Source organism: Ruegeria conchae (assembly GCF_000192475.1).
Taxonomy (GTDB): Bacteria; Pseudomonadota; Alphaproteobacteria; order Rhodobacterales; family Rhodobacteraceae; genus Ruegeria; species Ruegeria conchae.
Genome location: NZ_AEYW01000006.1, coordinates 219,564 through 234,501, shown reverse-complemented (window position 1 = coordinate 234,501; position 14,938 = coordinate 219,564). Strand labels below are relative to the sequence as shown.

General features: G+C 56.5%; 14 protein-coding genes. 7 read left to right on the top strand and 7 right to left on the bottom strand.

The genetic code is table 11. The annotated features are described in order from the left end of the window. Positions 1-52 precede the first annotated feature (52 nt). Positions 53-949: an RNA polymerase sigma factor RpoH gene (gene rpoH / locus G7G_RS0105645; RefSeq protein WP_010439375.1), complete on the bottom strand. Its 897-nt coding sequence runs from the start codon at positions 947-949 to the stop codon at positions 53-55. Positions 950-1,096: 147 nt separating this feature from the next. After that, positions 1,097-2,131, bottom strand: coding sequence for an RluA family pseudouridine synthase (locus G7G_RS0105640; RefSeq protein ID WP_010439372.1), 1,035 nt, complete (start codon positions 2,129-2,131; stop codon positions 1,097-1,099). On the opposite strand from G7G_RS0105640, the gene G7G_RS0105635 reads away from it, so the two are divergent. Further along, entirely contained in the window at positions 2,130-2,432 is a 303-nt protein-coding gene (locus tag G7G_RS0105635; protein ID WP_010439370.1) for a DUF6476 family protein, read from the top strand. The two genes, G7G_RS0105640 and G7G_RS0105635, sit on opposite strands and share 2 nt — an antisense overlap. 8 nt (positions 2,433-2,440) lie before the next feature. On the opposite strand, the gene G7G_RS0105630 is transcribed toward G7G_RS0105635, so the two are convergent. The 5 genes from G7G_RS0105630 to G7G_RS0105610 all read right to left on the bottom strand — a co-directional run bounded on the left by G7G_RS0105630 (position 2,441) and on the right by G7G_RS0105610 (position 8,394). After that, on the bottom strand, positions 2,441-4,435 hold the full coding sequence (locus G7G_RS0105630) for a hypothetical protein (RefSeq protein ID WP_010439368.1): 1,995 nt from the start codon (positions 4,433-4,435) through the stop codon (positions 2,441-2,443). A 155-nt stretch (positions 4,436-4,590) separates the two neighbouring features. Continuing rightward, positions 4,591-5,727 carry an N-acetylglucosamine-6-phosphate deacetylase gene (nagA, locus tag G7G_RS0105625; RefSeq protein WP_010439366.1) on the bottom strand — a complete coding sequence of 379 codons (1,137 nt, stop codon included), beginning with the start codon at positions 5,725-5,727 and terminating at the stop codon, positions 4,591-4,593. After that, the gene (locus G7G_RS0105620; RefSeq protein WP_010439364.1) at positions 5,724-6,752 is read right to left on the bottom strand and encodes an SIS domain-containing protein; all 1,029 of its coding nucleotides are present in this window, start codon (positions 6,750-6,752) and stop codon (positions 5,724-5,726) included. Before G7G_RS0105620 ends, nagA begins: the two co-directional genes overlap by 4 nt. 12 nt (positions 6,753-6,764) lie before the next feature. Then, the gene (locus G7G_RS0105615) at positions 6,765-7,520 is read right to left on the bottom strand and encodes a GntR family transcriptional regulator (protein ID WP_010439362.1); all 756 of its coding nucleotides are present in this window, start codon (positions 7,518-7,520) and stop codon (positions 6,765-6,767) included. Next, on the bottom strand, positions 7,507-8,394 hold the full coding sequence (locus G7G_RS0105610) for a glucosamine kinase nucleotide-binding domain-containing protein (RefSeq protein WP_010439361.1): 888 nt from the start codon (positions 8,392-8,394) through the stop codon (positions 7,507-7,509). The genes G7G_RS0105615 and G7G_RS0105610 overlap by 14 nt, the downstream gene beginning before the upstream one ends. A gap of 158 nt (positions 8,395-8,552) precedes the next feature. Between G7G_RS0105610 and G7G_RS0105605 the strand changes: the two genes are divergently transcribed. From G7G_RS0105605 to G7G_RS0105580, 6 genes are all read left to right on the top strand, one after another. Then, positions 8,553-9,476, top strand: coding sequence for an N-acetylmuramic acid 6-phosphate etherase (locus tag G7G_RS0105605; RefSeq protein ID WP_010439359.1), 924 nt, complete (start codon positions 8,553-8,555; stop codon positions 9,474-9,476). Further along, positions 9,473-10,723, top strand: a complete 1,251-nt coding sequence (locus tag G7G_RS0105600) for an ABC transporter substrate-binding protein (protein ID WP_010439357.1) — start codon at positions 9,473-9,475, stop codon at positions 10,721-10,723. The genes G7G_RS0105605 and G7G_RS0105600 overlap by 4 nt, the downstream gene beginning before the upstream one ends. A 67-nt stretch (positions 10,724-10,790) precedes the next feature. Further along, positions 10,791-11,705: a carbohydrate ABC transporter permease gene (locus tag G7G_RS0105595; protein ID WP_010439355.1), complete on the top strand. Its 915-nt coding sequence runs from the start codon at positions 10,791-10,793 to the stop codon at positions 11,703-11,705. A 10-nt stretch (positions 11,706-11,715) separates the two neighbouring features. Then, a complete protein-coding gene (locus tag G7G_RS0105590; RefSeq protein WP_010439354.1) occupies positions 11,716-12,555 on the top strand; it encodes a carbohydrate ABC transporter permease in 840 nt (279 codons plus the stop codon). Beyond that, entirely contained in the window at positions 12,552-13,586 is a 1,035-nt protein-coding gene (locus G7G_RS0105585) for a Gfo/Idh/MocA family protein (RefSeq protein WP_010439352.1), read from the top strand. Before G7G_RS0105590 ends, G7G_RS0105585 begins: the two co-directional genes overlap by 4 nt. Further along, the gene (locus tag G7G_RS0105580; RefSeq protein ID WP_010439350.1) at positions 13,583-14,578 is read left to right on the top strand and encodes an ABC transporter ATP-binding protein; all 996 of its coding nucleotides are present in this window, start codon (positions 13,583-13,585) and stop codon (positions 14,576-14,578) included. Before G7G_RS0105585 ends, G7G_RS0105580 begins: the two co-directional genes overlap by 4 nt. Positions 14,579-14,938 lie beyond the last annotated feature (360 nt).

Below are 14,938 nucleotides of genomic sequence, written 5' to 3'. Positions count from 1 at the left end.
AAAAACCGGCCTGACGTGGATCAGACCGGTTGGCGCTTCGAATGCGAGCGGCTCAACTTGAACTCAACATGCCCTTCTCGCGCGCAAGCTCTCGCATCTTCTTCTGCAACTTCTCAAATGCACGCACTTCAATCTGACGAATCCGTTCGCGGCTTACATTGTACTGCGTGCTCAATTCTTCGAGCGTGACGGCCTGATCCATCAGACGGCGCTGGGTCAGAATATCTTTTTCACGATCATTCAAGACATCCAACGCAGCGGCAAGCAGCTCGCGCCGGGCTTCCAGTTCATCGCGCGCCTCGTAGTCGCCAGCCTGATCAGCATCTTCATCCTCAAGCCAATCCTGCCATTGCATGGTGCCTTCGCCTTCTGACCCGACAGTCGCGTTCAGCGAGGCATCACCACCGGACATCCGGCGGTTCATGCTGATGACTTCTTCTTCAGTTACGCCGAGGTCTTCCGCGATCTTGGCCACGTTTTCAGGACGCAGATCGCCTTCTTCCAGCGCGCCAATACGCGCCTTCGCCTTACGCAGGTTAAAGAACAGTTTCTTCTGTGCCGAAGTTGTGCCCAGCTTCACCATCGACCAAGATCGCAGAACATACTCCTGAATCGAAGCGCGGATCCACCACATGGCATAGGTCGCCAGACGAAAGCCCTTTTCGGGGTCGAACTTTTTGACCGCCTGCATCAGGCCCACGTTGGCCTCGGAAATCACTTCGGCTTGTGGAAGGCCGTAGCCACGATATCCCATAGCAATCTTGGCCGCCAAACGCAGGTGTGACGTGACCATCTTATGTGCAGCCTCGGTATCCTGCTCCTCGACCCAGCGCTTGGCCAGCATGTACTCTTCCTCTGGCTCAAGCAGAGGAAACTTACGAATCTCCTGCATATAGCGGTTCAGTCCACCTTCAGGTGTAGGTGCTGGAAGATTTGAATAATTTGCCATTTATTTCTGCCCCTTGGACAAATGTTTAAGCCCTTAACATGGGATATGGGTACCAGACCCGGTACATTCAAGAGGAACTAATACAAGTCTGGAATTAACCCTATGTAAAGGAAAGCTGAAATTGCGATTTTCACAAGCCTTTGCAGATTATTTCAGCGGCTTTCTCAGGTTTTCCAACAGCGTTGACATATCCTGCGGCAACGGCGCCTCAAATCGCAGCATTTCGCCGGAAACGGGATGTTCGAACCCAAGCACCGCTGCGTGCAATGCTTGGCGTGGGAATGCACGCACAGCTTCAATCGCCTCAGGTGTGAACGCGCGCGCTGCCAGCTTGCGTTTGCCACCATAAACCGGGTCACCGACAAGGCCATGGCCAGCGTGTGCCATGTGGACACGGATTTGATGTGTCCGGCCCGTCTCGAGCCAACATTCGACTAACGATAGGCTACCGGGCGATCCGAACACCTCGACAATCCGCGCTCGTGTCACCGCATGCCGACCACCGTGAAACAGCACGGCCTGCTTTTGCCGATCCGTTTTGTGCCGCGCCAGCTGAGTCGTCAGACGCATAATATTGCCGGGCTCAAAACTAACGCCCTTTATCCCGCGCAATCGGGGATCATTGGCATCGGGCACACCATAACATATGGCGCGGTAGTAGCGCTCGACGCTATGCGCCTCGAACTGAGCCGCCAACCCATGATGCGCTGCATCCGATTTGGCCACGACCAGCAGGCCACTGGTTTCCTTGTCGATCCGATGTACGATTCCCGGGCGCTTGACACCTCCGACTCCTGATAGATCTTCGCCGCAATGATGAAGCAGCGCATTGACGAGCGTACCGTTCGGAGAGCCCGGAGCCGGATGCACCACCATCCCGGCAGGCTTGTTGATCACGATCAGATCGTCATCCTCATAGACAACTTCCAGAGGGATATCCTCGGGGCCGATATGGCTGTCTTCGGCCTCAGCCACTGTAATCCCGATCTGTGCATCTTCGGAAATTTTGGCCTTGGGGTCTTTAATGACCGCCCCATCGACGGTGACTGCCCCCTCGCTGATCAATCGTGTCAGTCGGGTACGCGACAGGTTCTCTTCCGCTGGCACATCCCGCGCAAGCGCCTTATCAAGGCGGGGCGGCGGAGCGGCCGCGATTTGAAACTCTATCAGGCGGGTGCCCATGACTGTCCCTTCCGAACCTCAGGAACCGCAGGAAACACCGCAGCTTCGACTGCTCCGGCGCATGGTCATGCTGCTGACCGCGGTTATGATTGGCGGGGTTCTAGTGACATTCGCCCTGATTGTCATCCGCCTATCCGATCGCACACCGAAGCTACCCGATCAGATCGAGTTACCTGACGGAGCAAAGGCCCAAGCATTGACGATCGGCAACAACTGGTATGCGGTCGTGACCGAGGACAACCGTATTATGATCTTTGACAAGACAACCGGAAAACTGCGGCAAGAGATTGCGCTGGACTAGGGCCGCGTCTACCCCGAAATCCTGTTCAACTGATTGGTAAACCGCTTGTAGGGCGGATAAAGATCGCGCGCTTTCTCTAGATACGGCCGCGCCTTTTTCTTGTTTCCACGTCGCATGTGGATCTGACCCGCCATACCCTGTATGGCGACGCTGACTTCATCCTGATCAGCGGCTTGCAAGATCAGCTTCTCGCCCTGCCCGATCTGGCCCGTCCGCTCCAGCAAACGGCCCATTGCGTACAGAAGAAATGGGCTTTCGGGGTCGCAGGCCAGCGCCTCGGCCATTGTTTTTTGGGCGGCGTCGGCATCGCCCTCCGCTTCATAAAGCTCGGCCAGTCGTTTCTGATACAGTGTATTTTCCGGCACTTCGGCTACTATCCGACGTGTTCTGTCGATGGCCTGCGCGTCAGAGACCTCGCCCAGATGCTTTTGCAGTACCACCTGCGCGCTCTGCAATCGCGGGTCGTCTGCGGGTACGTCAGGCAGATCGTCCAAGGCTGAACTCAATGCTTCCAGCCTCTTACGCTGATCAAACAGACGTCTTGCGCGTTGATCCAGCGCCAGTTCCGCCCAATCCAGCAGAACGAAATCAAAGTTGCACGGCCGCCATGATACCACCTTGTGCTGAACAAGATAAAGATTGTTGAACGGTGGAAAACGGCGCTGACGCACCATGCGCTGCAACGACCAGTCGACCGGCGGCAGCAGTCGATGTGCCAGATGTGACCGGTACAACATTCTGGACCCCAGCACTACAACATCCGGCCGTAATGGCTTGGCCCAGAACGCTTTTGCGAAATGCCGTGTCGCCGCCCAGCGTTTGCCCTGCACACCCAGAATGGCGCCACGCAAAGCGCACATAACTGCATAATCTTCGGGCCAGAGATGCGGATTCTCCAACCCCTCACGGGCAAGCGTCTCGCTTTCCTGCCACTTGGACAGGTAAAAACAATTCAGTGATTGCAGCAACGGCATAAAGGCGTTGTCGGCCCCAGTGTCTAGGATGGGTTTGGCACTTTCATACGCCTCTTCACAGCGATCCTGAGCCGATAGATATTGCGCCGCTTTTGCATAGATATGCGCAGCCTCCGATGGGTTCAGAAACTCTGCCGGTCCTTGCGCGACCCGCTCGATGACGCGCTCATTCGCCCCTTGCAATTCCTCCTCAGTCAATACATCGCGAAACACCTTGCGCTGCTGCCCCGATATCCGCGCCGCTGCCATCGAAAAGGCCGAAATATAAGGTGCAATCACCTGATCCGCCCGCGACATTGCGTAGAGTTCCAGAAAGTCTCGTTGCGCTCGTGTCAGACCCGACAAATCAGCAATGTCCGACATTTGCATAAGCTGCGGAAACCGCTGCTTAAACCGTACGATCAACTCGGGCTGATCTGAGAACATGATCGCCGTCTGGCCCCTGGATTTTTCCAGATGGGCCTCATAAAACTCTTCGGGCTCGATCTTGGCGGGCCAGGTTGAGTGTTTCCACGGCAATCCATTCAAGATATCGCCACGACGAATGTGATAGGCAGAAACCCCCTGCCCTGAAAGTTTTTCATCCGCCCGATCCATGATCTGACGAACCTTATCGACGAACCCAACACCGCGGATGAAATCGCGATAACGGGGGCGGATGGCTTCGATATCCTCCCAAGGGAACGCCAGCACCTCAAACCCTTCTTCGACCAGTACCGAACGGCCCGAGGCTAAATGGTCCATCAACCGCTCTGGCGATGGGTCGTTCTGGAAAGCCCAAATCGGCTGAGCGGTCTCATTCAGTGCGTCGAACTCTGGCTGATTAAGAAAATGCGCATCCATCCAATCAGAAGTGAACAGCTCCTCGGGCTGATCCAGTTCCGGTGCGTCCGCGCCCTGTGGGAACCAGTTCACGCGGTAGTCGGTCTCAAAATCTTCAGCCAGACGAATACAGGTCAGGATCATTAACAGGCGCGCGCCCATACGATCCTTGCGCTGCCCAATGAAAACGCCTCGCTTCTGGGTCATGGCAAAGTCCGGGCGGCCGCCCTCATGTCGATTTTGCCAATATCTTGAAACATTAGGACATTCCCAAACCGCGTTTGCCTAACGTCTTACACAACCGCAGCGGCTGCGGCGAGATGCGAAATCTGTGGTGTCATGAGTTTCGCCAAAAATGGCGTTCAACCTGCAACAACCGGTCGGGCCTGTGACAGATCCGGGGAAATTCGAATGGCCTGCGTGATCGTGCTCAGATCAGAGATGGCTCTTTGCGAGATGATATCTCCGGGAATGCGCGTTGCCGCTGCCAAGGCATCGGGCAGAGATATGCCAACTTTTGTCGTCAACACACGCAAGGCAGTGGTCAGATCAAGATCAGCCCCAGCCAGTGTTCCGTCCTGCAAGGTTAGCCTGCCGTTTTCTCGTTGGATGATGCGTCCTTCCAACTTGAACGCGGTCAAGTCTGTCCCGGCGACGGCCATCGCGTCACTGACCAGAAACAGGCGGCCCGGCCCCTGCTTGGCGGCGAAGGCCGCGCGCATTGTCTCTGAGTGAACATGAATCGCGTCTGCGATCAGACCTGCGGACATTGCACCTTGGGAAAGGACGGCGCCAACGAGGCCGGGCTCGCGGTTGCCCAATTGGCTCATGGCGTTGAACAGATGCGTCGCACAATGCGCGCCTGCCTTAACGTACGTCACACAGGTTTCAAACGCAGCATCACTGTGCCCCATTGAGACGATGACTCCCGCTTTGGTAAGCGTTTCGACCTGAGCCGTCGTGACACTCTCGGGTGCAATCGTGACCATGAGCGCAGGCAGCACCTTTGCTGCATCTAACAGTTGCTGAAGATCGGCACCTTCCATGGGCCTGATCAGTGCAGCGTCATGCGCGCCTTTGCGACGCACGGACAGGTGCGGGCCCTCAAGGTGCAGCCCTGCAATCCCTCGCACCCCCTGTTTGATGGCCTGCGTTGCGGCCGCAATGGCGGCTCTGGTCTTTTCAGGTGTATCCGTAATCAACGTCGGCAAGATCGATGTCGCCCCAAGTTGGCGATGTGCCCCTGCGATATGCCGCAGTGTTTCGACTGACGGATCATCATTGAACATGACACCTCCGCCTCCATTGACCTGCAAATCTACGTAACCGGGGCTGAGAATGTCACCCGACAGGTTCTCGATCACTTCACCCGCAGACAGTTGAGATTCGGGCAATATGCAATCCAACCTCCCGTCGACGAAGCGGGCCGCGTGCCCTTCTACCAGCATTTCGCCGTCGAAAATCGGCCCTCCGGCGAAGGTGATCGTCGCAGCGGTCATACCGTTTCCGTCACTTTCCGCAGGTGGCGTGGTGCATCAGGGTTGATACCGCGCCGCGTGGCTACTGCCTCGACCATACCGTAGAAAGACGCAATCGAGGCGACCGGGTCCGTCATCCAGTGCGATGTGCGCACATGCGGCAGCGACGCAGCATCAGCCACCTTGTTGGTTGTCGCAAAGACCTTTGCCCCTTTGCCCGCAAGCGCATCTGCAACCTCGGCAATATTGGCCTCGGCCGCATCACCTGAGGCGAAGGCAATCACTGGAAACCCCTGATCGACAATCGAAACCGGACCATGCAATACCTCGGCCGAGGAATAGCTTTCCGCGTGGATTTGGCAGGTTTCCTTGAATTTCAGAGCCGCCTCATTCGAAATTGCCCAGGACATGCCACGCCCAAGCGTGAAAAGTGATTGGCCATCAACGGCGTCTACGACAGCACCCCAATCGCATGTGATCGCGCGCGACAAAACATCCGGCAGTTTGTGGATCGAAGACAGCAATTCCTCATCGCCCTTGACCTCGGCCAACAACCAAAGCCCGGCAACCAGAGAGGTGACGAACGTTTTGGTGGCAGCCACGCTCAGTTCAGCGCCCGCGTGGATCGAAAGAGCCGAAGAGGCGACCTTGGCCAAGGCCGATCCCGTATCATTGGTAATTGCAACCGAGTATGATCCGCCTTCAGTCAGGGATTTTGTCAATTGAACGATGTCTGGGCTTTGGCCCGATTGTGACACCGAGATACACAGAGCGCCGGGGCAGCGCATGTCTACCCCGTAAATCGATTTGACGCTCGGCCCGACCGACGCCATGGGCAGGCCCAGCAGCAGTTCAGACGCGTATTTCAGATAGCTGCAGGCATGATCCGATGATCCGCGTGCGACTGAGATCAGGAAATTAGGATCATGCTCGCGGATCGCGCCAGCAGTCGCGGAGATCGCCCTGGCACCTTCGGTTAAAAGTCGATCAACGGCAAAGGGTATCTCGTTGATTTCCCGCCGCATTTGAGTTTTTTCGGTGGACATATGTCCCGCCTTTCAGGTTGATAGACGCAGCTCTGCCACAAAATCGTAGGCATCGCCGTGATAGATGGATCGGGTGAGTTCGGCGACGCGCCCGCTTTCGAGGTATGAGGTACGCTGAATGCGCAGCCCCGCTGTACCCTCTGCAACGTCAAGCAAGCATGCCTCGGTGGCTTCAAGGTTGATGGCCGAGATCTTTTGGATCGCGCGCACCGGACGGTTCCCGGATCTTTCCAGGAACGCATACAAGGACCCAGTGACTTCGGTCGGGTTGGGCAGGATATCCAGTGGCAAAGCTGCACGCTCTAACGCCATTGGCCGTCCTCCGGCAGCGCGCAAACGATGAATTCGGGCGACCTGATCATTGGTCGATAGCCCTAGTGCCAACATCTCGTCCGGAGAAGGCAGAAACACCCCGCGCTCCAACCAGGTTGATGTTGTTTCAAAACCACGTCGCTCCATATCCTCGGTAAACGAGGTCAGGTGAGACAATGATTGCTCAACCCGTGCAACGGGCTGACGCACGAATGAGCCTGAACCCTGCCTCTGTTCAATCGCACCTTTGCGCACCAATTCCTGAATCGCCTTTCGCACCGTGACGCGCGACAGATCCGTGAGCTCAGCGATCTCGCGTTCGGGTGGAAGTGAACTGTTCGGGGCTAGAATGCCCTCTTCTATCCCCTGCTCCAACCGATGGCGCAATTGCACATAACGCGGACCAGCGGTCTGACCCAGCCATCCTTCAGGTTTCAGGAAGTCAGCAACGCTCATGTTCGATCTCCTCATGAAACGCACGGGCCAGCGCGATTGCACCGGCCAATGGATCGCCTAGTGGTTCAGTCAGGTCCTGCTGCATGATCTCTGAAAGGTAAGGCGCGTATTGCGGACCGATCCCCCCGGTCAGACAAATCGATAGACCGGGCTTCCAGCCCATCGCCTCGATCTGATCCGCCAGATATCGTGCACCGGCCTCCATGATAGCGCGCGCAAGCGCATCCCCCTGCTCAGCGCTAAGCGTGACTACAGGGGCCAGCGCACCAAACTCGGTGGGCGTCATCATGGATGCAGCCCCTACAATCCCGGCGGCACCATCAAAGCGTGCCAAAAGACCATTCGCCATGTCGGAGGTCGGCGCGATGCCATCGACACAATCGAGAGTGCGCGCCAAAGCCTGCCGGCCAACCCATTGCGCCGAAGCTTGATCCCCTAATACCGGCCCCCAGCCACCGGCCAAGCGAATCTGACCATCTCTCTGCGACGCGAGAAACGACCCCGTACCACAATGCGCCACGAAACCATCTTTCGACCCAAGCGCACCCCTCAATGCGGAGGGCCTGTCATCTTCAATTCGGGCGCGTTCGAACGGCAGCCTCGCTGCGAGTCGCTCTGCCAGCGTTTTGCCAGTGATCCCAGCCAACCCCAAATAGGCCGACGTCCCTGCAATCTGTGCGCCATTTAATCCGGCTTGCTTGGCCAGATCCGCAATACCGCGATTCAGCTCGGCACAAGCTGCTTCGAAATCGGTCGAGACGTTCGCAGCCCCCACCTCAACTTGGCGAGCAACAGAGCCATCAGAAACAGCGATACGACAACGCGTACCACCGCCATCTACAGCGAGCACTATGGTATCAGCAAGACGACTCATGGAAATACCTTTATAATACCTATTTAAGTTTTTGAAGACCCAATTGCGACCAAATTGCAGAATTATGGCTGAAATTCTGAAACATATCGACACAAAAAGAAAATGGTAGACTAATGGTATCTAAAAGGTATGATGTCCAGAACTGAGGGGAGAATCACGTGGCCACGCCAGTAACGGAACAACTGCACAAGGATGCGATCGGGCTAGACGCGCGCCCCTTGGCCGAAGTTGCCGAGTTGCTGGCTCGATCCCAGTCTGAGGCCGCGACCACCCCGCTCACCTCGCTCACCCCCATTTGCACCGGAGCAAAAGCAATGGCGCAAACGATCCGCACGGGTGGTGTCTTGCATTATCTCGCGGCGGGATCATCTGGCCTGATGGCCGCTTCGGATGCACTGGAACTCGGCGGAACTTATTCAATACCTCCAAGCCAAATACGCATTCATATGGCAGGTGGTATGCCAACGGGTGTCGAGATGCCCGGAGATACTGAAGATGCGACCAGCACTCTTGCTCGTGATCTTGTGGATCTGTCCCCCAAAGACACTTTGATCACTGTTTCTGCCAGCGGTACGACGCCGTATACTGTTGCCGCAGCCCAGATCGCGCGCGACAAGGGTGCCCCTATCGTCGGGATCGCGAATAACGGCGATACCGAACTGTTGCGGCTGTCTGATCACCCCATTCTGCTTTCCACACCGCCCGAGCTGGTTTCGGGTTCGACCCGCATGGGGGCAGGCACGGCACAAAAAATCGCGCTGAACATGCTGTCGACCCTGATGGCAATGGAGTTGGGGCATATTCAGGACGGCATGATGATCAATCTGCGTGCTGACAATGATAAGCTCCGCGCCCGCGCCAAAGGGATTGTTTGTCAACTGGCCGGCGTTGACCCCGAACAAGCCGAAACAGCATTGATGACGGCCAGCGGCAATCTGAAATGCGCCGCCTTGCTTGCAGCAGGGGTCCCGACGCTGGGCGAGGCACAGGCCATATTGCACGACGCGAATGATCACCTCCGTCCCGCCCTGGAGCGGATTAAGCAAAACCAAGAAACCATCAACCTGGGAGAAACCAAATGACACGCAAAGTTCTGAGCCTTGCTCTGATGAGTACGGCCTTGGTCACAAGCGCCTATGCACAGGAGGCCACCCTGACAATCGAAAGCTGGCGCAATGACGATCTGGCTCTGTGGCAGGAAAAAATCATTCCGGCTTTTGAAGCCGAGCACCCCGACATCAAAGTGATTTTCTCGCCCTCTGCCCCTGCGGAATACAACGCCGTTCTGAATTCGAAGCTCGAGGCCGGATCGGCTGGTGATCTGATCACCTGCCGTCCGTTTGATGCGTCGCTCGCGCTTTATGAAGACGGCCACCTGACGGATTTGTCCGATCTGGACGCTATGGGCAATTTCTCCGACGTCGCCAAATCTGCCTGGCAAACCGATGACGGTTCGGCCAGCTTCTGCGTCCCGATGGCGTCGGTGATTCACGGCTTCATCTACAACAAGGATGCGTTCAACGAGCTGGGCATCGAAGTTCCTACCACCGAGGCTGAATTCTTTGCCGCCCTCGACAAGATCAAGGAAGACGGCACCTATATCCCGATGGCGATGGGCACCAATGATCAGTGGGAAGCCGCCACAATGGGCTATAACAACATCGGCCCGAACTACTGGAAAGGTGAAGAAGGCCGTCAGGCGCTGATCAAAGGCGAGCAAAAGCTGACCGATCCCCAGTGGGTTGCCCCATATGCGACGCTGGCCAAATGGGCGGACTATCTGGGCGACGGGTATGAAGCGCAAACCTATCCCGACAGCCAGAACCTGTTCACGCTGGGTCGTGCAGCGGTCTATCCAGCAGGCAGCTGGGAAATCTCGGGCTTCAACACGCAGGCCGATTTTGAAATGGGCGCCTTTAAGCCACCGGTCCAGAACGCGGGCGATACCTGCTATATTTCGGACCACACTGATATCGGCATCGGTATGAACGCCGCGAGCGAAAACCAAGAAGCTGCGCGCACCTTCCTGGCTTGGGTCGCAAGCCCCGAGTTTGCCAGCATATTCGGTAACGCCCTACCCGGTTTCTTCCCGCTATCCAGCACTCCGGTCGAGTTGGAAGATCCACTGGCCAAAGAAATCGTTGGCTGGCGCGAAGAGTGCGAAAGCACGATCCGTTCGACCTACCAAATCCTGTCGCGCGGCACGCCGAACCTCGAAAACGAGACTTGGGGTGCATCCGTTGCAGCCATCAAGGGTGCAGAGACACCCGAAGCGCTGGGTCAGCAACTGCAAGACGGTCTGGCCAGCTGGTACGCACCGCATCAGTAACACCTAGGCCACTCACACCGGACGCGACCGCCGCGTCGCGTCCGGACCTTTTTCCCCGGAGATTCCCATGCAGACCCGCCGCATACGCTGGCACATTGCCGTTTTCCTCGCCCCTGCGGTGTTGGTCTATACGGCGGTGATGATCTTCCCCTTGTTCAACACTCTGCGCCTCGCACTGTTCACCGAGGTTGATCAGACACGTATCTACGTGGGCCTGCAGAATTTCCGCACCCTGTTCTTCGATCCAATCTGGTCCGAGCAGTTCTGGAACGCTTTGGGCAACAACTTCTGGTTCTTCCTGATCCACATGCTGGTGCAGAACCCAATCGGTATCGCTCTGGCGGCACTACTTTCGCATCCCCGCCTGCGGTTTGCGGCGCTCTACCGGTCCGCGATTTTCATTCCGACCATTCTGAGCTTTGTCATTGTCGGATTCGCGTGGAAATTAATCTTGTCCCCGCTTTGGGGCATTGCACCTTCGATGCTGGACGCCGTTGGTCTTAAGTCTCTGTTTGCACCATGGCTGGGCAAGGAAGAATACGCGCTGACGACACTGGCACTTGTCTCGGTCTGGCAATTCGTCGGCATCCCGATGATGTTGATCTATGCCGCCCTGCTGTCGATCCCCGAAGAGATCCTTGAGGCCGGAGAAATAGACGGCATCACCGGAGCCTCGGCATTCTGGAAGATCAAACTGCCGTTGATCATTCCTTCAATCGGAATCATCTCAATCCTGACTTTTGTAGGCAATTTCAACGCATTCGACCTGATCTACGTCTCGCAAGGCGCACTGGCAGGACCGGATTTCTCGACCGATATCCTCGGCACCTTCATGTACCGCACCTTCTTTGGCTTCCAGCTGCAACTGGGCGACCCGCATATGGGCTCCGCCATCGCTGGCGCCATGTTCGCCATAATCTTGATCGGTGTCTGCATCTACCTCTTCGGCATCCAGACCCGAATGCGCCGGTATCAACTGTGAGGGTGAACGCATGAACAAAGCACGCCAAAACCCGCTAAACACGGCCGCCATGCATGGGGCGCTGATCCTCTACACGTTGATCGCCCTCTTCCCGGTCTTCGTGATCATCATCAACAGCTTCAAAACCCGACGCTCGATTTTCCGCGAGCCACTCGCCCTGCCCGATGCCGAAAGCTTCTCGCTGATCGGTTATCAGACGGTGATGAAACAAGGGGATTTCTTCCTTTATTTCCAGAACTCGCTGATCGTGACCGTGGTATCGCTGGCTTTTGTTCTGTTGTTCGGCGCAATGGCTGCTTTTGCGCTGAGCGAGTACAAGTTCAAGGGCAACACCCTGATGGGCCTCTATCTGGCACTTGGGATCATGATCCCGATCCGCATCGGCACCGTTGCGATACTTGAGATGATGGTTGCTACAGGGTTGGTGAACACCCTCTGGGCACTAATCCTTGTCTACACCGCACAGGGCCTGCCCCTAGCCGTGTTTATCCTGTCCGAGTTCATGCGACAGGTTTCGGACGATCTGAAAAACGCGGGCCGCGTCGATGGCCTATCCGAATACACCATCTTCTTCCGGTTGGTCCTGCCCCTCGTCCGCCCTGCTATGGCGACCGTGGCCGTGTTCAACATGATCCCGATCTGGAACGACCTCTGGTTCCCACTGATCCTCGCCCCAGCTGAGGAAACCAAAACACTGACACTGGGCAGCCAAGTCTTCATCGGCCAGTTCGTCACCGACTGGAACGCGGTTCTGTCGGCGCTCAGCATGGCGATCCTGCCGGTGCTGGTGCTCTATGTCATCTTCTCACGCCAGTTGATCCGCGGCATCACTTCAGGAGCTGTGAAATGACCAAAGTTCTGATCGCCGGCCTTGGCAATATGGGGCTGAGCCACGCTTTGGCCAACCATCACCACCCGGACGCTGAAGTCGTGGGGCTCGTGAACCGGTCTGGCCGCGTAGACCATCCTGACTTGTCAGAATATCCGGCCTTTTCCGAATTTCAGACGGCTCTGTCAGAGACGAACCCGGATTTGGTAGTCGTCGCCACCTATTCTGACAGCCATGCTGATTACGCCTGCACTGCGATGGAGGCCGGAGCGCATGTCTTCGTTGAAAAACCACTAGCGACGACTGTGGCTGATGCCAAACGCGTTGTAGCGAAAGCCATTGAAACCAAACGCAAACTGGTCATCGGCTACATCCTGCGCCATCACCCCTCATGGATTCGTCTGATTTCCGAGGCGCGCGACCTGGGCGGGCCCTACGTGTTCCGGCTGAATCTCAACCAGCAAAGCAGCGGGGCCGAGTGGGAGACGCATAAGGCCTTGATGCAGACCACCTCGCCCATCGTCGATTGCGGAGTGCACTATGTCGACGTGATGTGCCAGATCACGGACTCAGACCCCGTGCGCGTCCACGGCATGGGCCTGCGCCTAAGCGATGAGATAGCCGAAGGCATGTACAATTACGGCCAGTTTCAGGTGATCTTCGAGGATGGCTCCGTCGGTTGGTACGAAGCCGGTTGGGGCCCGATGATGTCTGAAACCGCATTCTTCGTGAAAGACATTGTCTCACCGAACGGTTCCGTCTCGATCACCGATGGCAACAAGGGTGCGTCAGCCGATATCGACGGCCACACCAAAGTCGGTGGCCTTCTGGTCCATCGCCCCGAAGGCGACCAGACAATCGACATGCCGGATGAACCCGGCCATCAGGAGCTCTGCGATGCCGAACAAGCCTATATGCTGCGCGCCATCGCTGAAGACATCGACCTGACCCGCCACATGAACGACGCCGTGCAATCGCTGGCCATCTGTCTGGCTGCCGATACAAGTATCCGCACCGGCCAACCAATTTCGCTGAAAGAGGCAAACACATGACCGCCCTGACGCTAACGAACGTGAACAAGTCCTTCGGCTCCGTCGAAGTCCTTAAGGATATCAACATCGAAGTCGAAGACGGAGAATTCGTCGTCTTCGTTGGACCTTCGGGCTGTGGCAAATCCACTCTTCTGCGCGTGATTGCGGGGCTCGAAGATGTGACCTCGGGCGAGGTTCGCATCGGCGGAGAACTTATGAACCTAACCCCGCCCTCCAAACGCGGCATCGCGATGGTGTTTCAGAGCTATGCACTCTATCCCCACCTGAATGTGCGCAAAAACATGTCACTGGCACTGAAACAGGAAGGTCAAAGCAAGCAGGTCATAGAAGAGCGCGTTGCCAAGGCCAGCAAGATGCTGAACCTTGAACCATATATCGACCGTTACCCCTCGGAACTGTCCGGCGGCCAACGTCAACGTGTCGCCATTGGGCGTGCCATCGTGCGCGAACCCAAACTGTTCCTGTTCGACGAACCTTTGTCCAATTTGGACGCCGCCCTGCGCATGAACACGCGGCTGGAAATCGCAAACCTGCATCAGCAGCTCGATGCATCGATGATATACGTCACCCACGACCAGACCGAGGCGATGACGCTAGCCGACAAAATCGTCGTCCTGCGCGACGGGCGCGTTGAACAGGTCGGTAGCCCGATGGAGCTATACAACAACCCCGCCAACCAGTTCGTCGCAGGCTTCCTCGGTGCGCCCTCGATGAATTTCTTCCCTGCCAGCGTGATCGGCGACAGCGCGGACACGATACTGGGAATACGCCCCGAAGACCTATACCTGACCGACGAGGGCCCCCTGACCGCGAACGTGACTCATGTCGAGCATCTGGGCGGAGACACCAACGTGATCGCGATGATGCAAGACCATCAGATCACCGCGCGCTTATTCGGCCAACATCAGGTTAATGCAGGTGAATCCGTACATTTCGGCTATGCTCAGGATCGAACCTATCGCTTCAACCCACAGGGTGCCCGTCTCACCTGACAATATCGGGTAACGATTTTAGGATTTTGGTGCGGTCGAGATGTATTGAAAACTTAAACACGCCTGTTTCCGGACTCCTCGAAAAACCAGAAGAATAATTTTAAAACAACATAATGAGGCTTCCAGTAGTCTCTAGATGGATCACTGTGTCTCATAGTAAAAGTTGGACCTTGGGGAGGACCAATTATGCAGTCAACAAGCTGTTATCTTTGCAAGTGAAGAACACTCAAACCGGCTAGTACTAGGATGGCGAGAACCTCTGGCTGCCAAAAAGGACGGTGATGCTGGCAAGTAGTTGCTTCGGGTCCATGTCTACAGGCGTCGCAGAGAGATGGGTTTGGGCGCTCTGTCAGCCATAGC

Bases quoted from the DNA above. Each gene is read 5' to 3' on its own strand.
- rpoH (WP_010439375.1), bottom strand. From the start codon at position 949: ATGGCAAATTATTCAAATCTTCCAGCACCTACACCTGAAGGTGGACTG.
- G7G_RS0105635 (WP_010439370.1), top strand. From the start codon at position 2,130: ATGACTGTCCCTTCCGAACCTCAGGAACCGCAGGAAACACCGCAGCTT.
- G7G_RS0105640 (WP_010439372.1), bottom strand. From the start codon at position 2,131: ATGGGCACCCGCCTGATAGAGTTTCAAATCGCGGCCGCTCCGCCGCCC.
- G7G_RS0105630 (WP_010439368.1), bottom strand. From the start codon at position 4,435: ATGACCCAGAAGCGAGGCGTTTTCATTGGGCAGCGCAAGGATCGTATG.
- nagA (WP_010439366.1), bottom strand. From the start codon at position 5,727: ATGACCGCTGCGACGATCACCTTCGCCGGAGGGCCGATTTTCGACGGC.
- G7G_RS0105620 (WP_010439364.1), bottom strand. From the start codon at position 6,752: ATGTCCACCGAAAAAACTCAAATGCGGCGGGAAATCAACGAGATACCC.
- G7G_RS0105615 (WP_010439362.1), bottom strand. From the start codon at position 7,520: ATGAGCGTTGCTGACTTCCTGAAACCTGAAGGATGGCTGGGTCAGACC.
- G7G_RS0105610 (WP_010439361.1), bottom strand. From the start codon at position 8,394: ATGAGTCGTCTTGCTGATACCATAGTGCTCGCTGTAGATGGCGGTGGT.
- G7G_RS0105600 (WP_010439357.1), top strand. From the start codon at position 9,473: ATGACACGCAAAGTTCTGAGCCTTGCTCTGATGAGTACGGCCTTGGTC.
- G7G_RS0105595 (WP_010439355.1), top strand. From the start codon at position 10,791: ATGCAGACCCGCCGCATACGCTGGCACATTGCCGTTTTCCTCGCCCCT.
- G7G_RS0105590 (WP_010439354.1), top strand. From the start codon at position 11,716: ATGAACAAAGCACGCCAAAACCCGCTAAACACGGCCGCCATGCATGGG.
- G7G_RS0105585 (WP_010439352.1), top strand. From the start codon at position 12,552: ATGACCAAAGTTCTGATCGCCGGCCTTGGCAATATGGGGCTGAGCCAC.
- G7G_RS0105580 (WP_010439350.1), top strand. From the start codon at position 13,583: ATGACCGCCCTGACGCTAACGAACGTGAACAAGTCCTTCGGCTCCGTC.